Origin of the sequence: Spirillospora sp. NPDC047418, assembly GCF_040643275.1 — a bacterium.
Classification (GTDB): domain Bacteria; phylum Actinomycetota; class Actinomycetes; order Streptosporangiales; family Streptosporangiaceae; genus Spirillospora.
The window spans coordinates 1-18,953 of record NZ_JBEYTW010000139.1 but is presented as its reverse complement, the minus strand read 5'-3'; the positions used below and the strand labels follow the sequence as shown (position 1 = coordinate 18,953).

The window sequence follows — 18,953 nt, the reverse complement described above, 5'->3', positions numbered from 1 at the left end:
CGGCGGCGCCGCCGACCGCATCCCGGACGGAGCGTGGATCGAGCTGGACGGGCGCGCCGGCACGGTCCGGATCCTGGACGATCGCGCCCGCTGATGACGGGCCGCGCCGGACGCCGCCGGCGCGGCCCATGACACCCCGCGGCACCAGAGGAGTCGGCACGTGGACGACGGAGTGTTCGGCAGGGCCGCCCAGGAACGGGCGATCGCCGAGATCGAGGCGGAGGTCGCGCGGCTGTGCGAGCTGCTCGCCGAGGGCCTCGCGATGGGCCTGGACGACGGCCGGGAGATGGTCGGCGGCGCCATGTCGGAGTTCCTGCTGGAGTTCTTCGACCTCGCCCGCGCGAAGGGCTCCGGCCCCGGCATGCGCGGAATGATCACGCTGCCGCTGCTGCTGCACGGCGCGGAGACCGGCGATCCGGGCCCCGCCGCGCCGATCGCGGTGGTCCACCTGCTGTGGTGGGCGTCCGCGCGCCACCTCGACGACCTGACCGACGCGCCCGGACCGCCCGGTGCGTCCGGTGCCGCCGCGGGCGCGAAGGTGCTGACCGCGCTCGCCGTCGGCAGCCACCTGCCCGCCCGGCTCCTGGCCGCCCTGCCGGTGCCCGCCGCCACCCGCGCCGCGCTCGGCGAGGAGCTGTCGCGCTGCTGGCTGGACGCCGTGGACGGCCAGCTCCGCGACCTCACCGGCGGCGCGGCGGCCGCCACGCCCGCATCGGTGCTGCACGGCTACGCGGGAAAGACCGGCGCCCCCTACGCGATGGCCGCCGCCGCGGCGGCGTGCCTGGCCGGCGCGGACCGCGGCCGCACCGCCCGGTGGCGCGCGTTCGGGCGGTCGCTCGGCGTGCTGCGCCAGCTCGTCAACGACCAGCGCGACCTCGCGTCCGGCCGGCACGAGGACCTCGCCAACGGCACCGCGACCTTCCTGCTCGTCCACCTGCTGTCCGCGCTGCCCGCCGGGCGGCGCCGGGAGGCGCTCGCGCTGCACGCCGCCGCCCGGCACTCGGCGTCCGCGCGCGCCGAGCTGGCCGCCTGGATGCTGGACGACGACGTCATCGACTCCTACGCCGCCGCCGTCGCGCCGCTCATCGAGCGGGCGCACGGCCTCCTCGACCTCCTCGGCGGCTCGAGCGGAGTTCGTCGCGTGATGGGTGGTGAGCCGGGCTGCGTCCGGGAACTGCACGGGCTGGTCGACGAGACCGTCGGCCACCTGCCCAGGTTCCGGCTGGCCGTGGCCTAGGAGAGGACGCGATGACCGCTCCCCGCGCACTCTCCGACATCCTCGTCTCCGGCGGCCCGCGGGTCGCCGCCGCGATCGGCGAGGCCCTGCACGGCCACCCCGCCTACCTGCCGATCCGGCGCGCCGCCGGCCCGATGTTCGGCGGCCGCGCCGAGACCTGCACCCGGCTGACCGCGCTCGTGCTCACCGGCGAGCCGCTGCCCGCCGAGGACCTCGGCCGCTTCCGCGACCTCGGCGTCCTCGCGGCGCGGCAGGCGATCCCGCTGCCGGTGCTGTCGGAGGTGTGGGACCTCGCGCTGGCCGCCGCCGCCCGCACCTGCTGGACGATCGCGCCCGCCGGATGCTTCGCCGAGATGGCCGAGCTGACCGCGCACGCGGCGCGGCTCGCCATCGGCGCGCGGGAGGCGTGCATCCAGGGCTACGCGGAGGCGCCCCGCGAGGGCGGCCGGTCGCGGCCGCTGCGCCGGCTGCTCGCCGAGACCCTGATCGACGGGGCGCCCGCGGGCGTCATCGCCGAGGCGGCCGGCGTCCGGCTCGCCCCCGCCTACCTCGTGCTGCTGTGCGAGGCGCCCGCCGCGGCCTCCTGCTGGGAGCGGGCGAGCGAGCGCCTGGACGGCTGGGACGGCGTCCTGTACTCCGGCGACCTGTCCGGCCTCATCGCGCTGTTCCCGGCCGCCGACCCGCCGCGCGCCGAGGACCGCGCCGCCGAGTTCACCGCGTCGCTCGCCGCCCGGGCGCGCGGCCCGGTGCACGCCGCCGAGGCGTTCCGGCGCGGCCTCGCCGGCATCCCCGACGCGCTGGAGGAGGCGTCCCGCGTGCTGACCGTCGCCAAGGCCATCCCCGACGCCGAGGACCGCCCCTACCGGGCCGACGAGCTGCTCGTCGAGCTGGCCATCCTGGACCAGCCCGCGATCCGCGGCCGGCTCGCCGCCGTGCTGAAGCCGCTGGACGCCGGCACCGACCTGCGGCGCACGCTGGAGGTGCTGCTCGCCTGCAACCTCGACCGCGAGCGCGCCGCGCGGGAGCTGTGGATCCACCGCCGCACCCTGCACTACCGGCTGGACCGCATCCGGGACCTGTCGGGCGTCGACCCGAGTTCGGCGCGCGGCATCCAGCTGTTCCGCGCCGCCCTCACCTCGGCGCGGCTCAGCGGCCTGGAACGCGGCGGGCACCGCGCCGAGGAGACCTCCCTGCCCCCGCCGCTGAGCGCCTGAAGGAGAACCGGTGGACTTCCCCCTTCCGCACCGCCCGGGCGTCCCGCTCGACGCGGGGCACCTGCGGCGCCTCCGCGCGCGGCCGCTGATACCGGCCGCGGTGGCGGGCCGCGACGCGCTGCTCGTGACCCGGCACGCCGACGTCCGCGCGGTCCTGTCCGACGACCGGTTCGGCCGGGAGGCGTGGCACGGCGGCACCCTCTTCGCCCGGACCCCGGAGTCCCTCGCCCTGGCCGCCGCCGACCCGCCGGCGCACACCCGGCGCCGGCGGGCCGTCCGGGCCTGGTTCACGGCCCGCCGCGCGGAGGCCGGCCGCCCCCGCGCGGCGGCGCTCGCCGGCCGCCTCCTGGACGGCGTGGCGGCGGACGGCCCGCCCGCCGACCTGATCGCCTGGTTCGCGACGCCGTTCCCGTACGCGGTCGCCTGCGGCATGCTCGGCGTCCCGGCCGGCGACCTCGGCCTGCTGCTGCCGTGGGCGAGCGCGCTGATGTCGGCCGGGCACCACCCCGACGACGAGGTCGCGGCGGCGCACGCGGGCATGCGCGGCTACTTCGCCGAGCAGGTCGCGGCCCGCCGGGCGCTGCCCGGCGGCGACCTGCTCACCGCGCTCGCGCACGGCTCGGACCTGACCGACGAGGAGGCCGCCGTGCTCGGGGCCGGGCTGCTGATGGCGGGCGGCGAGACCACGTCCGCCTTCCTCGGGGCCTGCGTCCTGGACCTGGCGTCGCGCCCGGGGCTCGCCGCCCGGCTGCGCGCCGACCCGTCCCTGATCCCGTCCGCGGTCGAGGAGTACCTGCGCTGGGTCTGGTTCGCCGGCACCGGCGGGCACCCGCACGTCGCCCTCGCCGCCGCCGAGCTCGCCGGGACGCCGATCGCGCCCGGGCAGGTCGTCGTCCCGCTCACCGACGCCGCCAACCGCGACCCGGCGGCCTTCCCCGGGCCGGACCGCTTCGACCCGGCCCGGTCCCCGAACCCGCACCTCGGGTTCGGGCACGGCCGCCACATGTGCCTGGGCGCGCACCACGCCCGCGTGCAGCTCCAGACGGCGCTGGCCGCGCTCCTCCACCGGTTCGACGACCTCGCACCGGCGGTGGACCCCGCGCACCTGGCCTGGCGCGACCGCATGTTCCTGCGCGGCGTCTGGCAGCTGCCGCTCACCTGGCAGGAAAGCTCCCGGCGATGAGGGGATGGGCCGTCCGGACCGGGCGGTTCGTCCTCGGCAGTCATCCACCGGCGCCGTCGGCGGTCTTCGCCGTGCTCTGGGCCTGCGGGGTCACCGGTCTGTTCGCCGCCGTCGACCCCTCGGGCTCCGGATGGCGGCCGGGTGGCGGGACGGCGGTCGCGGCGGCGACGCTGCTCGTCGACCTGCTGCTCATGCGGGCGCTGGACGACGTCCGCGACCTCGACTACGACCGGCGGTTCCATCCCGGGCGCCCGCTGGCGTCCGGCGCGGTGGGCGTGCCGGACCTCGCCGCGCTGTACGGCGCGGGCGCCGTGGTGCTCATCGCGCTGAACGCGGCGTGGCCGTGGCGGGCCGGGATCCTGCTCGTCCAGCTCGGCTACGCGGCGGTGGCCGTGTGGGTCTACCGGCGGTGGGGGCGGCCTTCGGGCGACAGGCTGTTCACCGGCCTGCTGGTCAGCCTCCCCGCGCCCGTCCTGCTGCACCTCTACCTGTACGCCGGCTACCTGGACTCGGCCGGGCACGGCCCGGACGCGTACGGCCTCGTCGCCATCGCCGTGGCGGTGACGGCGGCGGGACACGCGGAGCTGGCGGGGAAGCTCACCCGGGCGCCGCGGGCGGGGGAGCGGACCTACGTGACGGCGCTCGGCGTCACCGGCACCCTGGCGCTCGCCCTCGCGTCGGCCGCCCTGTCGGCGGGGCTGCTCGCCGCCTTCGCGAGGCCCGGCTGGTGGACGCTCGCCGCGGTCGCCCCGCTCGCCGTCCCGGCGGCCGCCGCGCGGGACTTCGCGCGCGGGCGCGCCCGGTGGCCGCGTCCCGCGACCGCCGCCTACCCGCTGCTGGCCTTCGCGTGCTGCGCCGCGCTCGGGCTCGCCCGCTGACGGCGCGGCACGCCAGGCCGCACGTCAGGCCGCGCGTCAGGCCGCGCGTCAGGCCGCGCGTCAGGCCAGGCCCATCTCCCGCCGGACGTTCGCGAACTCCACCGCCATCGCGTCCGCCAGCGCGCGGGCGCCCGACAGCGGCCGCACCATCACGCAGAACTCGTCGATGAGCCCGGTGTCGTCGTGGTGCAGGAAGTCGCAGCCGTGCACCTCCCGGTCGCCGACCCGCGCCTTGAACACCAGCGCGTGGTCGCGGCCGTCGCCGATCTCCCGGACGTAGCGGAAGCCGGTGAACACCCGGGTCACCGCGCGCAGGATCGCGGTGACCGCGGCCCGCCCCTCGTACGGCGCGAACGCCACCGGGCTGAGGAACACGACGTCCTCGGCCAGCAGCGCCGGGAGGGCGTCGATGTCGCCCTTCTCAATGGCCGCGCGGAACGGGTGCATGGGGCCCACCTCCAGGCTCGGGTCATCGGCTCGCCCCGGGGGACGTGGCGAAAGCCTAGAGGGAGCGGGCCCCGGCCGCGATCACCGCCCGCTGGCGGCGTCAGGCGCCCGGCTGCAGCAGGACCTTGATCGCGCCGTCCTGCTTCTTCTGGAACATCTCGTACGCCTGCGGCGCCTTCTCCAGCGGCCAGCGGTGCGTCGCGAGGTCCATCACGCCGAGCGGGTCGGCGTCGTCGGCGACGAGCGGCAGCAGCTCGTCGATCCACCGCTTGACGTGCGCCTGGCCCATCCGCAGCCCGATGCCCTTGTCGAACATCTTCAGCATCGGCATCGGGTCGGTCATGCCCCCGTACACGCCGATGACGGAGATGGTCCCGCCGCGGCGGACGATCTCGATCGCGGTGTTGAGCGCGGCGAGCCGGTCGACGCCGACGCGCTGCATCACCGGCGCGGCGGAGTTGCCCGGCAGCAGCCCGGTGAGGGTCTGCGCCAGCTTGGCGCCCGGCGAGCCGTGCGCCTCCATGCCGACCGCGTCGATCACCGAGTCGGTGCCGCGCCCGCCGGTGAGCTGGCGGACCGCGTCCGGCACGTCGTCGGCCTCGTCGGCGTCGATCACCTCGATGCCGTGCCGGCGGGCCATCTCCAGCCGCTCCGGTACGAGGTCGACCGCGATCACGCGGTGCCCGCGGTGGCGGGCGATCCGGGCCGCCATCTGGCCGATCGCGCCGAGGCCGAGCACGGTGACCGTCCCGCCCTCGGGGATCCGCGCCCACTCGACGGCCTGCCGCGCGGTGGGCAGCACGTCCGACAGGTAGACGAACCGCTCGTCCGGCGGGCCCTCCGGCACCTTGATCGGCCCGAAGTGCGCCTGCGGGACGCGCAGGTACTCGGCCTGCCCGCCCGGCACCTGCCCGTACAGCCGCGTGTACCCGAACAGCGCCGCGCCCGAGCCCTGCTCGCGGACCTGCGTCGTCTCGCACTGCGCGTACAGCCGCCGCTCGCACATGTAGCAGCGGCCGCAGGAGATGTTGAACGGGATGACCACGCGGTCGCCCGGCTTGACGTGCTCGACGTCCGGGCCGGTCTCCTCCACGACGCCCATCGGCTCGTGGCCGAGGACGTCGCCCTCGGCGAGGAACGGCCCGAGCACTTCGTACAGGTGCAGGTCCGACCCGCAGATGCCGGACGAGGTGACCCTGATGATCGCGTCGTCCGGCTCCTTGAGCTGCGGGTCGGGCACGGTGTCGACGCGGACGTCGCGCTTGCCGTGCCAGGTGACGGCCTTCATCGTTGCTCCTCCTCGGACGCGGTGGCCCCGTCCCAGGCGGCCCTACCCCGCCGAACGCGGCGAAACGTCCGTCAGGGGCAGCGGTGGGCGCGCGCCGCGGCGCGGACGGCGGCGACCCGGGTGGCCCACAGGTGCGGCGCCGCGAGCCGGTACGCCTCCGGCCCGGGACCGGGCGGGAGGCGGAACCCGCGCGCGTCGCGGGCCTCCCAGCCGGTGCGCCGTCCGCGCAGGTCGAGGACGTGCGTGACCGTCCCGGCGGCGTGGCCGTCGTGGCGCAGATGCCAGCGGTGGGCGTCGCGGTCGGCGAGCGTGAACTGGTACAGCCGCCAGCCGGGACCGACGCGCTGCGCCAGGTCGAGCGTCACGAGGGGCCGGCCGTCCCGCCGCTCGCGGCTCCGCTGCCGCGCGGTTCCGGCCGGCGGGGAGCGGCGGACGGGACGGGCCGCGGGTCCGGGCCCGTAGTCGCGGACGAGCCGGGTCAGCTCGCGGGCGGCGTCGGCCAGGGCGCGCGCCGCCTCGGCGACCTCGCGTTCCCGCGGGTGCTCCCGGGGGTTCTCCCGGACGGGCCGGTCCAGGCCCGGTGTGCCCGCGTCCCGCGTCGCCCGGTCGCCGCGGGTCCGCGCGGCGCGCCTGCGCGCCGTGTCGAGCCGGTCGATGGCGCGGGCGGCCTCGTCGCGTGCGGCCGTGAGCCCGGCCGGAGTGTCGAGTTCGTCCTGGGGCACCGGGGGGCTCCTTCGCACGTGCCGTTCTCCAGCGCCTTTCCCGAACTTTCCGCTCTCTACCGCGCCGGTCGCCGCCGTCCGGCGGACGAGGTGCCGACTGACCGCGTCAATGCGGGGTAAAGCAGCTCCATGGACGACGGCCCCCTGCGACTCGGCGTGCTCGACATCGGCTCGAACTCGGCGCACCTGCGGGTCGCCGACCTCGACCCCGGGTACCCGCCCGCGGCGGTCCGGTCGGTGAAGAGCGCCGTGCGGCTGGCCGAGGCCACCGACCGGCACGGCGTCATCGGCCGGCCCGCCGTCGGGCGGCTCATCGGCGCGGTGCGCGAGTCGGTGGCCGCCGCCGCGGCCCTCGACGTGGTCGAACTCGTCCCGTACGCGACGTCCGCGCTGCGCGACGCCGCCAACCGCGACGATGTCGCCGCCGAGGTCCGCGCCGCCACGGGCGTCGAGCTCGGGTTCCTTACCGGCGAGCGGGAGGCGCGGCTGACGTTCCTCGCGGCCCGCCGCTGGTTCGGGTGGTCGGCGGGGCCGATGCTGCTCGCCGACATCGGCGGCGGCTCCATGGAGCTGGCCTACGGCGCCGGGTCCGAGCCGGAGATCGCGCTGTCGCTGCCGCTCGGCGCGGGCCGCCTCACCCGGCACCACCTGCCGCCGCGCCCGCCGGTGCGCAAGCGGACCTGCCGGGCGGTGCGCGAGCACGTCCGGTCGGTGCTCGGCGAGGCGGTCGCCGGGATCGCCGCGCGGCCGGCGCCGGCCCGCGCCGTGGCGACGTCCAAGACCTTCACCCAGCTCGCCCGGCTGTGCGGCGCGCCGAAGGCGAAGGCCGGCCCCTACCGGGAGCGCCGCCTCGACCGCCGCGAGCTGCACCGCTGGATCCCGCGGCTGGCGAAGCTGCCGGACGAGGAGCGGGCCCGGCTGCGCGGGGTCAAGGCGTCCCGCGCGCACCAGATCCTCGCCGGCGCGATCGTGGCCGAGGGCGTGATGGACGTCCTCGGCCTCGACCGGCTCGAGCTCTGCCCGTGGGCGCTGCGCGAGGGCGTCCTCCTGCACCGGCTGAGCGAGCTGGCGGGCGGGCGCGGTCCCGAGCTGTTCCCCGAGCGGCGGCCCATGACGCTGCGGGGAGCGTCGCTGCGCGCCGTCACCTGACCCCGGCGCGGGCCGGGGCCCGTGCCCGGCGCCCGGCGTTTGACCTGCGGCGCGGCGGGCAGTTCCGCGGCAGGACGGTCCATCACCGGGGGGAGCACGCCATGGCACTCGCCGACGCGCGGGAGATCGAGGAGCTGCTCGGGGACCTGCCGTTCCCGGCGGACAAGGAGCGGATCGTCGAGCACGCGCACAGCCGGAGGCCCGAGGGGGAGGCCGAGCACGCACTGCTGTCGCTGCCGCTCGGCACCTACGACAACGTGGCCGAGGTGGTGCGGTCGGTCCCGCTCGACCCGGACCCGGGGCGCACCCCGTCCGAGCGGGACCACCAGCGCCGGCACCACGAGAAGTCCGGCCTGAGCGAGCACGCGCGGCACGCCGAGCGGTCGCCCATCGAGGAGGAACTGGACCGCGGCGACGAGTGGTGACACCGCCCCCTTCCCCGCGTTTGAACGGGCCCTGCGCGGCAACTGGCCCGTTGGGCTCGGACGAGGGAGGGAGTGTCGTAGATGACGGCCGTGCAGGGGAGGGACGACACCAGCGTCGCCGACGCGCTCGCGCGCCACCGCAAGGGCACCAGGATCGCCCACATCTTCGCCACCACCGACCACAAGATGGTCGGCTACCTGTATCTCACGACCTCGTTCATGTTCTTCCTGGCGGCCGGGGTCATGGCCATGATCATGCGGGCCGAGCTGCTGGAGCCGGGCAAGCAGGTGGTGAGCAACCAGGCCTACAACGAGCTGTTCACCATGCACGGCACGATCATGCTGCTGCTGTTCGCGACCCCGACGTTCCTCGGGTTCGCCAACGTGATCGTCCCGCTGCAGATCGGCGCGCCGGACGTGGCCTTCCCCCGGATGAACGCGCTCACCTACTACCTGTTCCTGTTCGGCGGGCTCATCGTCCTCTCGGGGTTCATCGTGCCGGGCGGCGCGGCCGCCTTCGGCTGGTTCGGCTACTCGCCGCTGACCTCGCCGACGTACTCGCCGGGGCTGGGCGGCGACCTGTGGACCATGGGGCTGATCCTGTCGGGGTTCGGGACGATCCTGACCGCGGTCAACATCATCACCACGATCATCACGCTGCGCGCCCCCGGCATGGTGATGTTCCGGATGCCGATCTTCACCTGGAACGCGCTGCTGACCAGCCTCATGGTGATCATCGCCTTCCCGACCCTGACCGCGGCGCTGTTCGCGCTGGAGGCCGACCGCAAGCTGGGCGCCCACATCTACGACGCCGCGAACCACGGCGCCCTGCTCTGGCAGCACCTGTTCTGGTTCTTCGGGCATCCGGAGGTCTACATCGTCGCGGTCCCCTTCTTCGGGATCGTCACCGAGATCATCCCGGTGTTCTCCCGCAAGCCGCTGTTCGGCTACCTCGGCATGGTCGCGGCCACCATCGCGATCAGCGGGCTGTCGATGACGGTATGGGCGCACCACATGTTCGCCACCGGCGGTGTCCTGCTGCCGTTCTTCTCCATCACCTCCTTCATGATCGCCGTCCCGACCGGGATCAAGTTCTTCAACTGGGTCGGCACGATGTGGAAGGGGCAGCTGACGTTCGAGACGCCGATGCTGTTCTCGATCGGGTTCCTCGTCACGTTCCTGTTCGGCGGCCTGACCGGGGTCATCCTCGCGTCCCCGCCCCTGGACTTCCACGTCACCGACTCGTACTTCGTCGTGGCCCACTTCCACTACGTCCTCTTCGGCACCATCGTGTTCGCGACGTTCGGCGGTTTCTACTTCTGGTGGCCGAAGATGACGGGCCGGATGCTCGACGAGACCTGGGGAAAGATCCACTTCTGGACGCTGTTCGTCGGCTTCCACACGACGTTCCTGGTCCAGCACTGGCTGGGCGCCGAGGGCATGGCGCGCCGCTACGCCGACTACCCCGAGAAGTTCGCCACGCTGAACCTCGTCTCCTCGATCGGCGCGTTCATCCTCGGCGCGTCCACGTTCGCGTTCCTATGGAACGTCCTGCGCACCTGGCGGCGCGGAGAGAAGGTCGAGGTGGACGACCCGTGGGGCTTCGGCGGCTCGCTGGAGTGGGCGACGTCCTGCCCGCCCCCCCGGCACAACTTCACGGCCATGCCGCGGATCCGCTCCGTGCGCCCCGCGTTCGACCTGCGCTACCCGCCGATCGAGCCGCCGCAGGAGAAGGAGCCGGCGCTCCCGCCGCCCGAGTGACGCGGGGTGCGGGTCAGCCGCCGCCCTCGCCGTCCTGCGACGGCCGGCTGAGGTCGCCCTGGCCGCCGCCGTAGGACTCGGACTGGTAGTCGAGGTAGAAGCGGTTGCTGCGGGTCCGCACCTGCGTGCGGGCGCGGTCCGGGGTCGGCAGCGGGACGAGGTGGTTCGGGTACGGGGCGACCAGCTCGCCCGGCCGCCGGGTCCGCACGACGGCCTCCTGCTCCTGCGACGGCTGCTCGTGCCGCTCCTCGAACCCGCCCGCCGGGGTCAGCGAGATCAGGCCGCTCTCCACGCCCTCCTCGCGGATCCGCAGGTCGCGGCGCTGCAGGCTCAGGCAGACGCGCCGGGCGATGACGAACGCGCTGATCGGCGCGAGGAAGAAGCCGGCGCGGAAGATCCAGGTCGTCCAGAACAGCGGGATCTTGAAGGTGTCGGAGATGACGTCGTTGCCGCCCGCCGCGAGCAGGTTGCCGTACCAGGCGATGGCCGCGGCGCCGATCGCCGTCCGGGTCGCGGCGTTGCGCGGCCGGTCCAGCAGGTGGTGGACGCGCTCGTCGCCCGTGGCCCAGCGCTCCAGGAACGGGTACAGGGCGATGAGCGTGAAGAAGACCCCGGGCAGGATGACGGCGGGCAGCAGGACGCTCCACGCGATGGTGTGCCCCGCGACGGTCGTCGAGAGGCGCGGCATGATGCGCAGCGAGCCTTCGAGGAAGCCGACGTACCAGTCGGGCTGCGACCCTGTCGAGACCTGGTCCGTCTCGTACGGGCCGTACAGCCACACCGGGTTGATCTGGAGGAACGCCGCCATCCCGGCGAGGACGCCGAACGTGAACAGGAAGTAGGCGACGCTCTGCGTGGCGAAGTGCGGGAAGGTCTTCTCGCCGGACACCGACATCTCCCGCCGCCTGCTGCCCGGCCACTGGGTGTGCGTCTGGTGCCAGAGGATCATCAGGTGCACGATGATGAGCGCGATCAGGATCCCGGGGATGAGCAGGATGTGCACGGTGAACAGCCGTGGGATGAACTCCTCGCTCGACGGGAACTCGCCGCCGAAGACCCACAGGCTCACATACGTCCCGACGACGGGGATCGACAGCATGATGCCCTCGGCGATCCGCAGCCCGGTGCCGGACAGCAGGTCGTCCGGGAGGGAGTAGCCGGCGAACCCCTCGGCGAGCGCCAGCACGAACAGCGTGAAGCCGATCAGCCAGTTGATCTCCCGCGGCTTGCGGAACGCGCCGGTGAAGAAGATGCGCAGGAGGTGGACCGTGATCGCCGCGACGAAGACGTTCGCCGCCCAGTGGTGGATCTGCCGCATCAGCAGCCCGCCCCGGATGTCGAACGTGAGATGCAGCGTGGACGCGTACGCCTCGCTCATCTTCAGGCCCTTCAGCGGCGCGTACGAGCCGTCGTAGACCTCCACCACGCCGCTCGGCTTGAAGAACAGCGTGAGGAAGACACCGGTCAGCACCAGGATGACGAACGAGTAGAGCGCGATCTCGCCCAGCAGGAACGCCCAGTGGGTGGGGAACGCCTTCTTGATGTTCTCGGTCAGGAACGAGGTGGAGCCGAGCCGGTCGTTCACACCCCAGAAGACCTTCCGTACCCGCTCCTCGGCCTCCTCCCCGGCCTTCCTTCCCGCCCTGGCCCCGCCCTTGCGTCCCGCCATCGCGCTCTCTCCCGTGCCCGCGCCGTATTCCCGCAGGGCGGGTACCCGGGGCCGATCACGGCAAACGGTCGGGTGCGCGGGTCTGCCCGGCGGAGGTGAGGCGGTGCCGGACGATCTGGATGTCGGCCCGCAGCCGGTCGGCGGCGCCGGGGTCGCGCTCCAGGCCGCCGAGCCCGTCCTCGATCAGTTCGAGCTGGTCGGCGCGCAGCCGGGCGAGCATCCGGCGCGGCTCGCCGGCGGGCACGTCCCAGCGCTCCTTGCGGCGCCACTTGCGGAACGCCAGGACGTGCCCCTCGCCCGGGACCAGGACGCCCTTGGCCGTCTCCGCGTGCACCGTCCGGCGGAAGTGCGACAGGTAGTGCCGCCGCGAGAGCCGGTAGGCGGCGATCGCCGCGAGCAGGATCGGCGCGCCCTTCACCGGCAGCAGCAGCACCCCGGACAGGACGGGCGCGTCCCACCACGAGTGCAGCGCCATCGCCAGCAGCAGCGCGCCGGCCGCGGCGGCGAGGCCCGTCCGGCCCGCGCGCCCGAGCAGGCAGCCGAGCCCCGCGCCGGCGACCGCCGTCATCGCCCAGTGGCTCCACCACGCCCCGCCGACCACCCGGCTGCCGAAGGAGAAGAACGCGGCGCTGGCGTCCTGCGTGGCGCCCGTCAGCACGATCGTGTTGAGGACGTACAGGAAGTTCTCCGCGAACTGGAAGCCCAGCCCGGCGAGCGCGCCGTACCCCCACCCGTCGAGCGGCCCGCGCACCGCGGCCGGCGCCATCAGCGCCAGCACCGCGACGCCGAGCAGCTTCAGGATCTCCTCGTCGACCGGCGCGGCGATCGACGCGCCCCACACGGCGTTGAACCCCGGCCCCGCCGTCTTGCCGATGACCGCCTGGAACGCCGAGTTCGCGGGCAGCGCCATGCCGAACGCGGCGAGGCCACCCCAGGCCACCGCGACCAGCGCGTACCCGAGCGGATGCGACCGGACCGGGTGCAGCCGCCGCAGCACCCAGACGCCCACCGCGAGCGACGGCGCCAGCAGCGTGAACCCGACGATCGCGCCGACCGGGAACGCCGCGACGTGCGCGCCGATCCCGTGGAAGGCGATCCAGGCGCCGAGCAGGCACGCGGCCGCCCACAGCCAGAACGCCGGCCGCCGGGTCATCACGGGGCCGAGATCCGCAGGGTCCGCACGATGGCGCCGACCTCGGCGGCCAGCCTGCGGTAGGCGCCCGGCGGGCCCGACGCCGTCACGGTCGCGCCGAGCGTCCGCCGGGCGAACACGGTCGCCGTCCCGGCCCGCTCCGGCCCGGCGAGCCGACCGGTCAGCCCCGTCAGGCCGTGCGCGGTCGTGATCGGGACGGGCCGCGGGCCCAGCCGCGAGCGCCCCCCGGCGGCGACGATGCGGCCGAGGCCGTCCCACAGCCGCCGCGCGTCCAGCGGCGCCAGCGGCACGACGACGCGCACGTGCAGGCCCACACCGGAGTTGGACAGCTCCACGTTGCTCGCGAGCGAGGAGTCCGCCTTGTCGAGGACCCAGCCGGGAGACGGGACGGAGAACGTCACCGGGCGGACGCCGTCGCGTTCGGTCCCGACCGCGAGGACCGCCCCCGCGGCGAGCGGTTCCGCGCCGCTGCCGAGGGCCTTGTCCAGCAGCGGGAGCCCCGCGGCGAGGACCAGCAGCACAAGCGCCACGAGCCCCGTGCCCCACCATCTCACCCGCGCCACGTGACCCCCCGATGACGTGCGCTGCGGAAATGCCCCTTGACAACGGGACTAAACAAGATCAGCGCGCGTGGACCGCCCAGTGCGCGGGGCGTTCGACGGCCGCCGGCAACCGCGTGCCGGCGTCGCCCCGCGCCGAGTCCAGCTGCGCCTGGGTGAGGAAGAGGCAGCCGGTGAGGTCGGCGCCGCGCAGGTCGGCGTCCCGCAGGTCCGCCCCGATCAGGTCGGCCCGCCGCAGGTCCGCGCCGCGCAGGTCGGCCGCGATCAGGTACGCGCCGCGCAGGCAGGCGCCGCGCAGGTCGGCGCCCCGCAGCCGCGCCCCGATCAGGTCGGCGCCGCGCCGGTCCTCGCGGCGGCCGGGCACGTCGGCCCTGGCCAGCTCGCTCGCGCGCAGGAGCAGGGCGTTCACCCGTTCGCGCACCGCCGGGACGTCCACCGCGGTGAGCTCTCCGGGGCCGCCGCGGGTGAGGCGTTCGACGTCGTCGAACGCCCGCCGCAGATCCGCGCGGACGGGCCCGGCGGCCGGCAGCGCCACGGCCTCGTCCAGATACCAGAGCAGTTCGTGGAGCTGCCGCATCACGGGGAACACCTGGAACATCCGGCGGGCGGTGTCGGGGTCCGCGCGCCAGTCGCGGCCGGCGAAGGTCTGCTGCGACACCTTCTGGCCGGCGCCGAAGCAGTCGAAGACCGTGCAGCCCTGGAAACCGCGCTGCCGGAGTTCGGTGTGGACGCCGCAGCGGAAGTCGGCCAGGAGGTTGCGGCACGGCTCGCCCGCGTCCTTGTCCATCGCGAAGTCGGCCGACTTCGCGAACGGCAGCGCGACGCAGCACAGGCCGAAACAGCTCGCGCAGTCGGCCTTCAGGCCCGCCCTCTCCGACACCCCGCCCCCGTCCGTGGACAACGCCCCATTCTCGCCCCGCACCGCCCCTGCTCCGGACGGCCGGTGCGGACGGCGGTTGGGATAGAGTCCGGAAACGCCCATGACGACGCCCATGACCGAGTCCGCCATCGTCTCCAGGCTGCGCGCCGCCGGCTGCGTGTTCGCCGAGGACGAGGCGCGGCTGATCCTCGCCACCGCCCGCACGCCCGCCGACGCCTCCGCCATGGTGGACCGGCGCGCCGCCGGGCTGCCCCTCGAACACGTCCTCGGCTGGGCCGAGTTCTGCGGCCTGCGGATCGCCGTCGAACCGGGGGTGTTCGTGCCCCGGCGCCGCACCGAGTTCCTCGTCCGGCGGGCCGCCGCGCTCGTCCCGCCGCGCCCCGTCGTCGTCGACCTGTGCTGCGGCTCCGGCGCGCTGGGCGCCGCGCTCGTCACCGGGCTGGACGAGTACGCCCTGCACGCCGCCGACGTCGAGCCCGCCGCGGTGCGCTGCGCCCGCCGCAACATCGCGCCGCTCGGCGGCCACGCCCACGAGGGCGACCTGTTCGCGCCGCTCCCGGACGCGCTGCGCGGCCGGGTCGACGTGCTGCTCGCCAACGTCCCGTACGTGCCGACCGGCGACGTCGCGCTGATGCCCGCCGAGGCCCGCGACCACGAGCCGCGCGTCGCGCTCGACGGCGGCCCCGACGGCCTGGACGTCCTGCGCCGGGTCACGGCCGAGGCGGCGCGGTGGCTCGTTCCCGGCGGCCACCTGCTGTTCGAGACGAGCGAGCGGCAGCTCCCGGCCGCGGTCGCCGCCGTCGAGCGCGGCGGACTGGCCGCCGCGGTCGAGACGTCCGAGGAGTTCTACGCCACGGTCGTCATCGGGGCAAAGCCGGTGTAAAACCCGACGCGCGGGTACAGGTCGCCTAGGACGACCTGAAGGAGTGAAATCTCATGCGCCGCATCAGTGCAGCGCTCAGCGCCATCATCGGCACGATCGTCAGCATCGTGACCCTGCCCTTCCGGGTCCTGCAGCGGCTGCTGACCCCCTCGCGCAGGACCCGCACCCACCGGTAACGCGACCACGCGAGACCCGGCCGCCCCGGACCATTCCCCCTAAGGTCCGGGGCGGCCCGTGGTTCCGGACCAGGTCGTGCGGGTTCGGACCCTGCTCCGGCGGCCGTTCGTCACCGGCGCGCGCCGATCCGCGCGTGCCGCGTCGTCCAGGCGCGGGCCTGGTCGGTGAGGGTGATGCCGAGACCGGGGCGGGCCGGGACGTGCATGCGGCCGTCCTGAATCGTCAGCCTCTCGTTGAACAGCGGATCGAGCCAGTCGAAATGCTCCACCCACGGCTCGCTCGGATAGGCGGCGGCCAGATGCAGGTGGATCTCCATCGCGAAATGCGGCGCGAGCCGCAGGTGGTGGTGGTCGGCCAGCGCCGCGAGCCGGAGGAAATTGGTGATGCCGCCGATGCGCGGGGCGTCCGGCTGGATGATGTCGGCGGCGCGCCTGTCGATGAGCGCGCAGTGCTCGGCGACGCTGGTGAGCATCTCGCCGGTCGCGATCGGCGTGTCGAGCGCGGCGGCGAGCGCGGCGTGGCCCTCGGCGTCGTAGGCGTCGAGGGGCTCCTCGATCCAGGTGAGGCCGAACGACTCCAGGGCGCGGCCCATGCGCTGCGCGGCGGGCCGGTCCCACTGCTGGTTCGCGTCCACCATCAGCGGGAACGCGTCGCCGAGCCGCTCGCGGACGGCGGTGACGCGGCGCAGGTCCTCGGCGTGGTCGGGATGCCCCACCTTGATCTTGACGCCGCCGATGCCGGCGGCGGCGGACGCCGCCGCGTTGTCGAGCACCTCCTCCAGCGGCGCGTGCAGGAAGCCGCCCGAGGTGTTGTAGCAGCGGACGGAGTCGCGGTGCGCGCCGAGGAGCTTGGCGAGCGGCAGGCCCGCCCGCCTGGCCTTCAGGTCCCACAGCGCGATGTCGATCGCGGCGATCGCCTGCGTGGCGAGCCCGCTGCGGCCGACCGAGGCACCGGCCCACGCGAGCTTCGTCCAGATCTTCGCGATGTCGCTCGGGTCCTCGCCGATGAGGGCGGGCGCGATCTCGGCGGCGTGCGCGAACTGGCCGGGCCCGCCGGCGCGCTTGGAGTAGCCGAACCCGATGCCCGCGTGGCCCTCCTCGGTGCCGATCTCGGCGAACAGGAACACCACCTCGGTCATCGGCCGCTGCCGCCCGGTCAGCACCTTCGCGTCGCTGACCGGGACGGCGAGCGGCAGCGTGACCGACGAGAGCTCGATCCAGGCGACCCGGTCCAGGGTCGCCTCGCCGGCGGGGACCCCCGTCATCTCAGCGCGCCCGCTTCACGAGCTCGGCCAGATCGGCGGTCTCGGCCTCGGTGAGGTCGGTCAGCGGCGGGCGCACGGGGCCGGCGGGGTGGCCGGTGACCCGCAGGCCCGCCTTGATGATGCTCACCGCGTAGCCCTTCTTGCGGTTGCGGACGTCGCAGTACGGCAGGACGAACTCGGCGAGCCGCCGCGCCACCTCGTCCCGGTCCCGGTCGCGGACGGCGGCGTAGAACGCGAGCGCGAACTCCGGGACGAAGTTGAAGACCGCCGAGGAGTAGGTCGTGACGCCCATCTCCAGGTAGGGGAGCGCGAACGTCTCCGCCGTGGGCAGCCCGCCGATGTAGACGAGCCGGTCGCCGAGCCGCGACCTGATCCGCGTCATCAGCTCCAGGTCGCCGACGCCGTCCTTGAACCCGACCAGGTTGGGGCAGGTCTCGGCGAGCTCGGCGACCGTCGCGTCCTGGTAGACGGCGTTCGCGCGGCTGTAGACCGTCACGCCGAGCCGGGTCGCCGCGCAGACCGCGCGGACGTGCGCGGCCAGGCCGTCCTGCGACGCCTCGGTCAGGTAGGGCGGGAACAGCAGGACCCCGTCGGCGCCCGCCTCCTCGGCGTCCCGCGCCATCCGTGCGGCCTCCGCCGTCCCGTACCCGGCGGGCGCGATCACCGGCAGGCCGCCGGGCGCCTCGGCGACGGCCGCCCGCACCACCCGGCCGACCTCGTCCGGGGTGAGCGAGAAGAACTCGCCCGTGCCGCCCGCCGCGAACAGGCCGGCGACGCCGTACCCGCCGAGCCGGGCGATGTGCCGCCGGTAGCCGTCCTCGTCGAAGGACAGGTCGTCGTGGAAGTGGGTGACGGGGAACGACAGGAGCCCGGACCCGAGCCGCGTCGCGATCTCTTCGGGCGCAGTCTGCTTCATGCCCCGAGGCTAGGATGGCCGATTGATCCAGGTCCAACACGAAAAATGCATCCACTGATACCCGCAGGGAATCGATGTTCACGCTCACCCAGCTCACGAACTTCGTGGCCGTCGCCGAGGAACTGCACTTCGGCCGCGCCGCCGAGCGGCTCCGGATGACGCAGCCGCCGCTCAGCCGGCAGATCCAGCTGCTGGAGCACGAGCTGAAGGTGCGGCTGTTCGACCGGACGAACCGCTCGGTCCGCCTCACCCCGGCCGGGCGCGCCTTCCTGGTCGAGGCGCGCCGGCTGCTCCAGCAGGCCGACCACGCCGCGATGTCGGCCCGGCAGGTCTCGGCGGGGGAGGCTGGCAGCCTCACGCTCGGGTTCACCGCGGCGAGCGCCCACGCCACGCTCGGCCGGCTGCTGGAGGTGGCGCGGGCGGCGCTGCCGGACGTCGGGATCGTCCTGCGGGAGATGGTGACCAGGGACCAGGTGCGGGCCCTCGCCGAGGGCAGCCTCGACCTCGGGCTGGTGCGGCCGCCGGTCACCGACCCGGACCTCGCGGAGCGCCCGGCCGACCGCGAGGCGCTGCTCGCGGCGATCCCCGACGGGCATCCGCTGGCCGCGGGGGACGGGCCGCTCCCGCTGGCCGAGTTCGACGGGCGGCCGTTCATCATGTACTCGCCCGCCGAGGCCCGCTACTTCCACGAACTCGTGATCAGCCTGTTCCGGCAGGCCGGCGTCTCGCCGGTGTACGCCCAGTACCTCAGCCAGGTGCACAGCATCCTCGCCCTGGTCGGCTGCGGCTGGGGCGTCGCGCTGGTGCCCGCCGCCGCGTCCCGGCTCCGCTACGCGGGCCTGACGTTCCGGCCCGTGGACGTCCCCGGCCCGGATCCCGTCGAGCTGAGCCTGACCTGGCGCCGGAGCAACGACAACCCGGCGCTCGCCAAGCTGCTCCGGCACCTGTGACCCGCCTTGACCGGAGCGCGCGGCGTCACTTATTTTGTCGTTAAAATATTGGTCATCAAAGTATCCGGCGGCAGGTGGAGGGGACGATGAGCGACTATCCGGCGTATGCGCCGTCCGAGGAGCATGAGCTGCTGCGGCGTACGGTGCGTGAGCTGGCCGAGGCCAAGATCGCTCCTTTCGCGGCGGAGGTGGACGAG

19 protein-coding genes are annotated in these 18,953 nt (G+C 74.6%); 10 read left to right on the top strand and 9 right to left on the bottom strand.

Annotated elements, in window-relative coordinates; translation table 11 throughout:
• Window positions 1-160: 160 nt before the first annotated feature.
• The 4 genes from ABZ806_RS42470 to ABZ806_RS42455 are packed head-to-tail and all read left to right on the top strand — an operon-like array spanning window position 161 to window position 4,512.
• Entirely contained in the window at window positions 161-1,237 is a 1,077-nt protein-coding gene (locus tag ABZ806_RS42470; RefSeq protein ID WP_500224934.1) for a polyprenyl synthetase family protein, read from the top strand.
• Window positions 1,238-1,248: 11 nt separating this feature from the next.
• Entirely contained in the window at window positions 1,249-2,451 is a 1,203-nt protein-coding gene (locus ABZ806_RS42465) for a PucR family transcriptional regulator (protein WP_500224932.1), read from the top strand.
• Between the two features lie 10 nt (window positions 2,452-2,461).
• Window positions 2,462-3,634 carry a cytochrome P450 gene (locus ABZ806_RS42460; RefSeq protein ID WP_500224929.1) on the top strand — a complete coding sequence of 391 codons (1,173 nt, stop codon included), beginning with the start codon at window positions 2,462-2,464 and terminating at the stop codon, window positions 3,632-3,634.
• Window positions 3,631-4,512 (top strand): hypothetical protein, encoded by an 882-nt coding sequence (locus tag ABZ806_RS42455; RefSeq protein WP_500224926.1) that lies wholly within the window; start codon window positions 3,631-3,633, stop codon window positions 4,510-4,512. Before ABZ806_RS42460 ends, ABZ806_RS42455 begins: the two co-directional genes overlap by 4 nt.
• A 60-nt stretch (window positions 4,513-4,572) precedes the next feature.
• Here ABZ806_RS42455 and ABZ806_RS42450 read toward each other — a convergent pair whose 3' ends face one another.
• The 3 genes from ABZ806_RS42450 to ABZ806_RS42440 all read right to left on the bottom strand — a co-directional run bounded on the left by ABZ806_RS42450 (window position 4,573) and on the right by ABZ806_RS42440 (window position 6,969).
• The gene (locus tag ABZ806_RS42450; protein ID WP_500224924.1) at window positions 4,573-4,959 is read right to left on the bottom strand and encodes a nuclear transport factor 2 family protein; all 387 of its coding nucleotides are present in this window, start codon (window positions 4,957-4,959) and stop codon (window positions 4,573-4,575) included.
• 100 nt (window positions 4,960-5,059) lie between these two features.
• On the bottom strand, window positions 5,060-6,247 hold the full coding sequence (locus ABZ806_RS42445) for a zinc-dependent alcohol dehydrogenase (protein ID WP_500224922.1): 1,188 nt from the start codon (window positions 6,245-6,247) through the stop codon (window positions 5,060-5,062).
• 71 nt (window positions 6,248-6,318) lie between these two features.
• Entirely contained in the window at window positions 6,319-6,969 is a 651-nt protein-coding gene (locus ABZ806_RS42440) for a hypothetical protein (protein WP_500224921.1), read from the bottom strand.
• A gap of 129 nt (window positions 6,970-7,098) precedes the next feature.
• Between ABZ806_RS42440 and ABZ806_RS42435 the strand changes: the two genes are divergently transcribed.
• The 3 genes from ABZ806_RS42435 (at window position 7,099) to ctaD (ending at window position 10,304) form a co-directional block, all read left to right on the top strand.
• Window positions 7,099-8,118: a Ppx/GppA phosphatase family protein gene (locus ABZ806_RS42435; RefSeq protein ID WP_500224920.1), complete on the top strand. Its 1,020-nt coding sequence runs from the start codon at window positions 7,099-7,101 to the stop codon at window positions 8,116-8,118.
• Window positions 8,119-8,219: 101 nt separating this feature from the next.
• On the top strand, window positions 8,220-8,543 hold the full coding sequence (locus ABZ806_RS42430) for a DUF2795 domain-containing protein (protein WP_500224915.1): 324 nt from the start codon (window positions 8,220-8,222) through the stop codon (window positions 8,541-8,543).
• A gap of 81 nt (window positions 8,544-8,624) precedes the next feature.
• Window positions 8,625-10,304, top strand: a complete 1,680-nt coding sequence (gene ctaD, locus ABZ806_RS42425) for an aa3-type cytochrome oxidase subunit I (protein ID WP_500224913.1) — start codon at window positions 8,625-8,627, stop codon at window positions 10,302-10,304.
• A gap of 13 nt (window positions 10,305-10,317) precedes the next feature.
• On the opposite strand, the gene qcrB is transcribed toward ctaD, so the two are convergent.
• The 4 genes from qcrB to ABZ806_RS42405 form a co-directional block, all read right to left on the bottom strand.
• Window positions 10,318-11,973, bottom strand: coding sequence for a cytochrome bc1 complex cytochrome b subunit (gene qcrB, locus ABZ806_RS42420; RefSeq protein WP_500224910.1), 1,656 nt, complete (start codon window positions 11,971-11,973; stop codon window positions 10,318-10,320).
• Window positions 11,974-12,028: 55 nt separating this feature from the next.
• Window positions 12,029-13,126, bottom strand: a complete 1,098-nt coding sequence (locus tag ABZ806_RS42415; RefSeq protein WP_500224908.1) for a PrsW family intramembrane metalloprotease — start codon at window positions 13,124-13,126, stop codon at window positions 12,029-12,031.
• Window positions 13,126-13,656, bottom strand: a complete 531-nt coding sequence (locus ABZ806_RS42410) for a hypothetical protein (protein WP_500224905.1) — start codon at window positions 13,654-13,656, stop codon at window positions 13,126-13,128. Before ABZ806_RS42410 ends, ABZ806_RS42415 begins: the two co-directional genes overlap by 1 nt.
• A 91-nt stretch (window positions 13,657-13,747) precedes the next feature.
• Window positions 13,748-14,587 (bottom strand): pentapeptide repeat-containing protein, encoded by an 840-nt coding sequence (locus ABZ806_RS42405; protein ID WP_500224901.1) that lies wholly within the window; start codon window positions 14,585-14,587, stop codon window positions 13,748-13,750.
• Between the two features lie 79 nt (window positions 14,588-14,666).
• Here ABZ806_RS42405 and ABZ806_RS42400 point away from each other — a divergent pair, with 79 nt between their 5' ends.
• Both ABZ806_RS42400 and ABZ806_RS42395 read left to right on the top strand, forming a co-directional pair.
• On the top strand, window positions 14,667-15,449 hold the full coding sequence (locus tag ABZ806_RS42400) for a putative protein N(5)-glutamine methyltransferase (protein WP_500224898.1): 783 nt from the start codon (window positions 14,667-14,669) through the stop codon (window positions 15,447-15,449).
• Between the two features lie 53 nt (window positions 15,450-15,502).
• Window positions 15,503-15,625 carry an LPFR motif small protein gene (locus ABZ806_RS42395; RefSeq protein ID WP_275406865.1) on the top strand — a complete coding sequence of 41 codons (123 nt, stop codon included), beginning with the start codon at window positions 15,503-15,505 and terminating at the stop codon, window positions 15,623-15,625.
• A 110-nt stretch (window positions 15,626-15,735) separates the two neighbouring features.
• Here the strand turns inward: ABZ806_RS42395 and ABZ806_RS42390 are convergent, their stop codons facing one another.
• On the bottom strand, window positions 15,736-16,890 hold the full coding sequence (locus ABZ806_RS42390) for an L-talarate/galactarate dehydratase (protein WP_500224891.1): 1,155 nt from the start codon (window positions 16,888-16,890) through the stop codon (window positions 15,736-15,738).
• Between the two features lies 1 nt (window position 16,891).
• Window positions 16,892-17,806 (bottom strand): 5-dehydro-4-deoxyglucarate dehydratase, encoded by a 915-nt coding sequence (kdgD, locus tag ABZ806_RS42385; protein ID WP_500224888.1) that lies wholly within the window; start codon window positions 17,804-17,806, stop codon window positions 16,892-16,894.
• A 74-nt stretch (window positions 17,807-17,880) separates the two neighbouring features.
• Between kdgD and ABZ806_RS42380 the strand changes: the two genes are divergently transcribed.
• Window positions 17,881-18,756, top strand: a complete 876-nt coding sequence (locus tag ABZ806_RS42380; RefSeq protein ID WP_500224887.1) for a LysR substrate-binding domain-containing protein — start codon at window positions 17,881-17,883, stop codon at window positions 18,754-18,756.
• The last annotated feature ends 197 nt before the right edge of the window (window positions 18,757-18,953 follow it).

Coding starts and splice junctions, on each gene's coding strand:
- ABZ806_RS42390 (WP_500224891.1), bottom strand. CDS start 16,890: ATGACGGGGGTCCCCGCCGGCGAGGCGACCCTGGACCGGGTCGCCTGG.
- ABZ806_RS42380 (WP_500224887.1), top strand. CDS start 17,881: ATGTTCACGCTCACCCAGCTCACGAACTTCGTGGCCGTCGCCGAGGAA.
- kdgD (WP_500224888.1), bottom strand. CDS start 17,806: ATGAAGCAGACTGCGCCCGAAGAGATCGCGACGCGGCTCGGGTCCGGG.
- ABZ806_RS42465 (WP_500224932.1), top strand. CDS start 1,249: ATGACCGCTCCCCGCGCACTCTCCGACATCCTCGTCTCCGGCGGCCCG.
- ABZ806_RS42450 (WP_500224924.1), bottom strand. CDS start 4,959: ATGCACCCGTTCCGCGCGGCCATTGAGAAGGGCGACATCGACGCCCTC.
- ctaD (WP_500224913.1), top strand. CDS start 8,625: ATGACGGCCGTGCAGGGGAGGGACGACACCAGCGTCGCCGACGCGCTC.
- ABZ806_RS42445 (WP_500224922.1), bottom strand. CDS start 6,247: ATGAAGGCCGTCACCTGGCACGGCAAGCGCGACGTCCGCGTCGACACC.
- ABZ806_RS42415 (WP_500224908.1), bottom strand. CDS start 13,126: ATGACCCGGCGGCCGGCGTTCTGGCTGTGGGCGGCCGCGTGCCTGCTC.
- ABZ806_RS42400 (WP_500224898.1), top strand. CDS start 14,667: ATGACGACGCCCATGACCGAGTCCGCCATCGTCTCCAGGCTGCGCGCC.
- ABZ806_RS42430 (WP_500224915.1), top strand. CDS start 8,220: ATGGCACTCGCCGACGCGCGGGAGATCGAGGAGCTGCTCGGGGACCTG.
- ABZ806_RS42435 (WP_500224920.1), top strand. CDS start 7,099: ATGGACGACGGCCCCCTGCGACTCGGCGTGCTCGACATCGGCTCGAAC.
- qcrB (WP_500224910.1), bottom strand. CDS start 11,973: ATGGCGGGACGCAAGGGCGGGGCCAGGGCGGGAAGGAAGGCCGGGGAG.
- ABZ806_RS42455 (WP_500224926.1), top strand. CDS start 3,631: ATGAGGGGATGGGCCGTCCGGACCGGGCGGTTCGTCCTCGGCAGTCAT.
- ABZ806_RS42395 (WP_275406865.1), top strand. CDS start 15,503: ATGCGCCGCATCAGTGCAGCGCTCAGCGCCATCATCGGCACGATCGTC.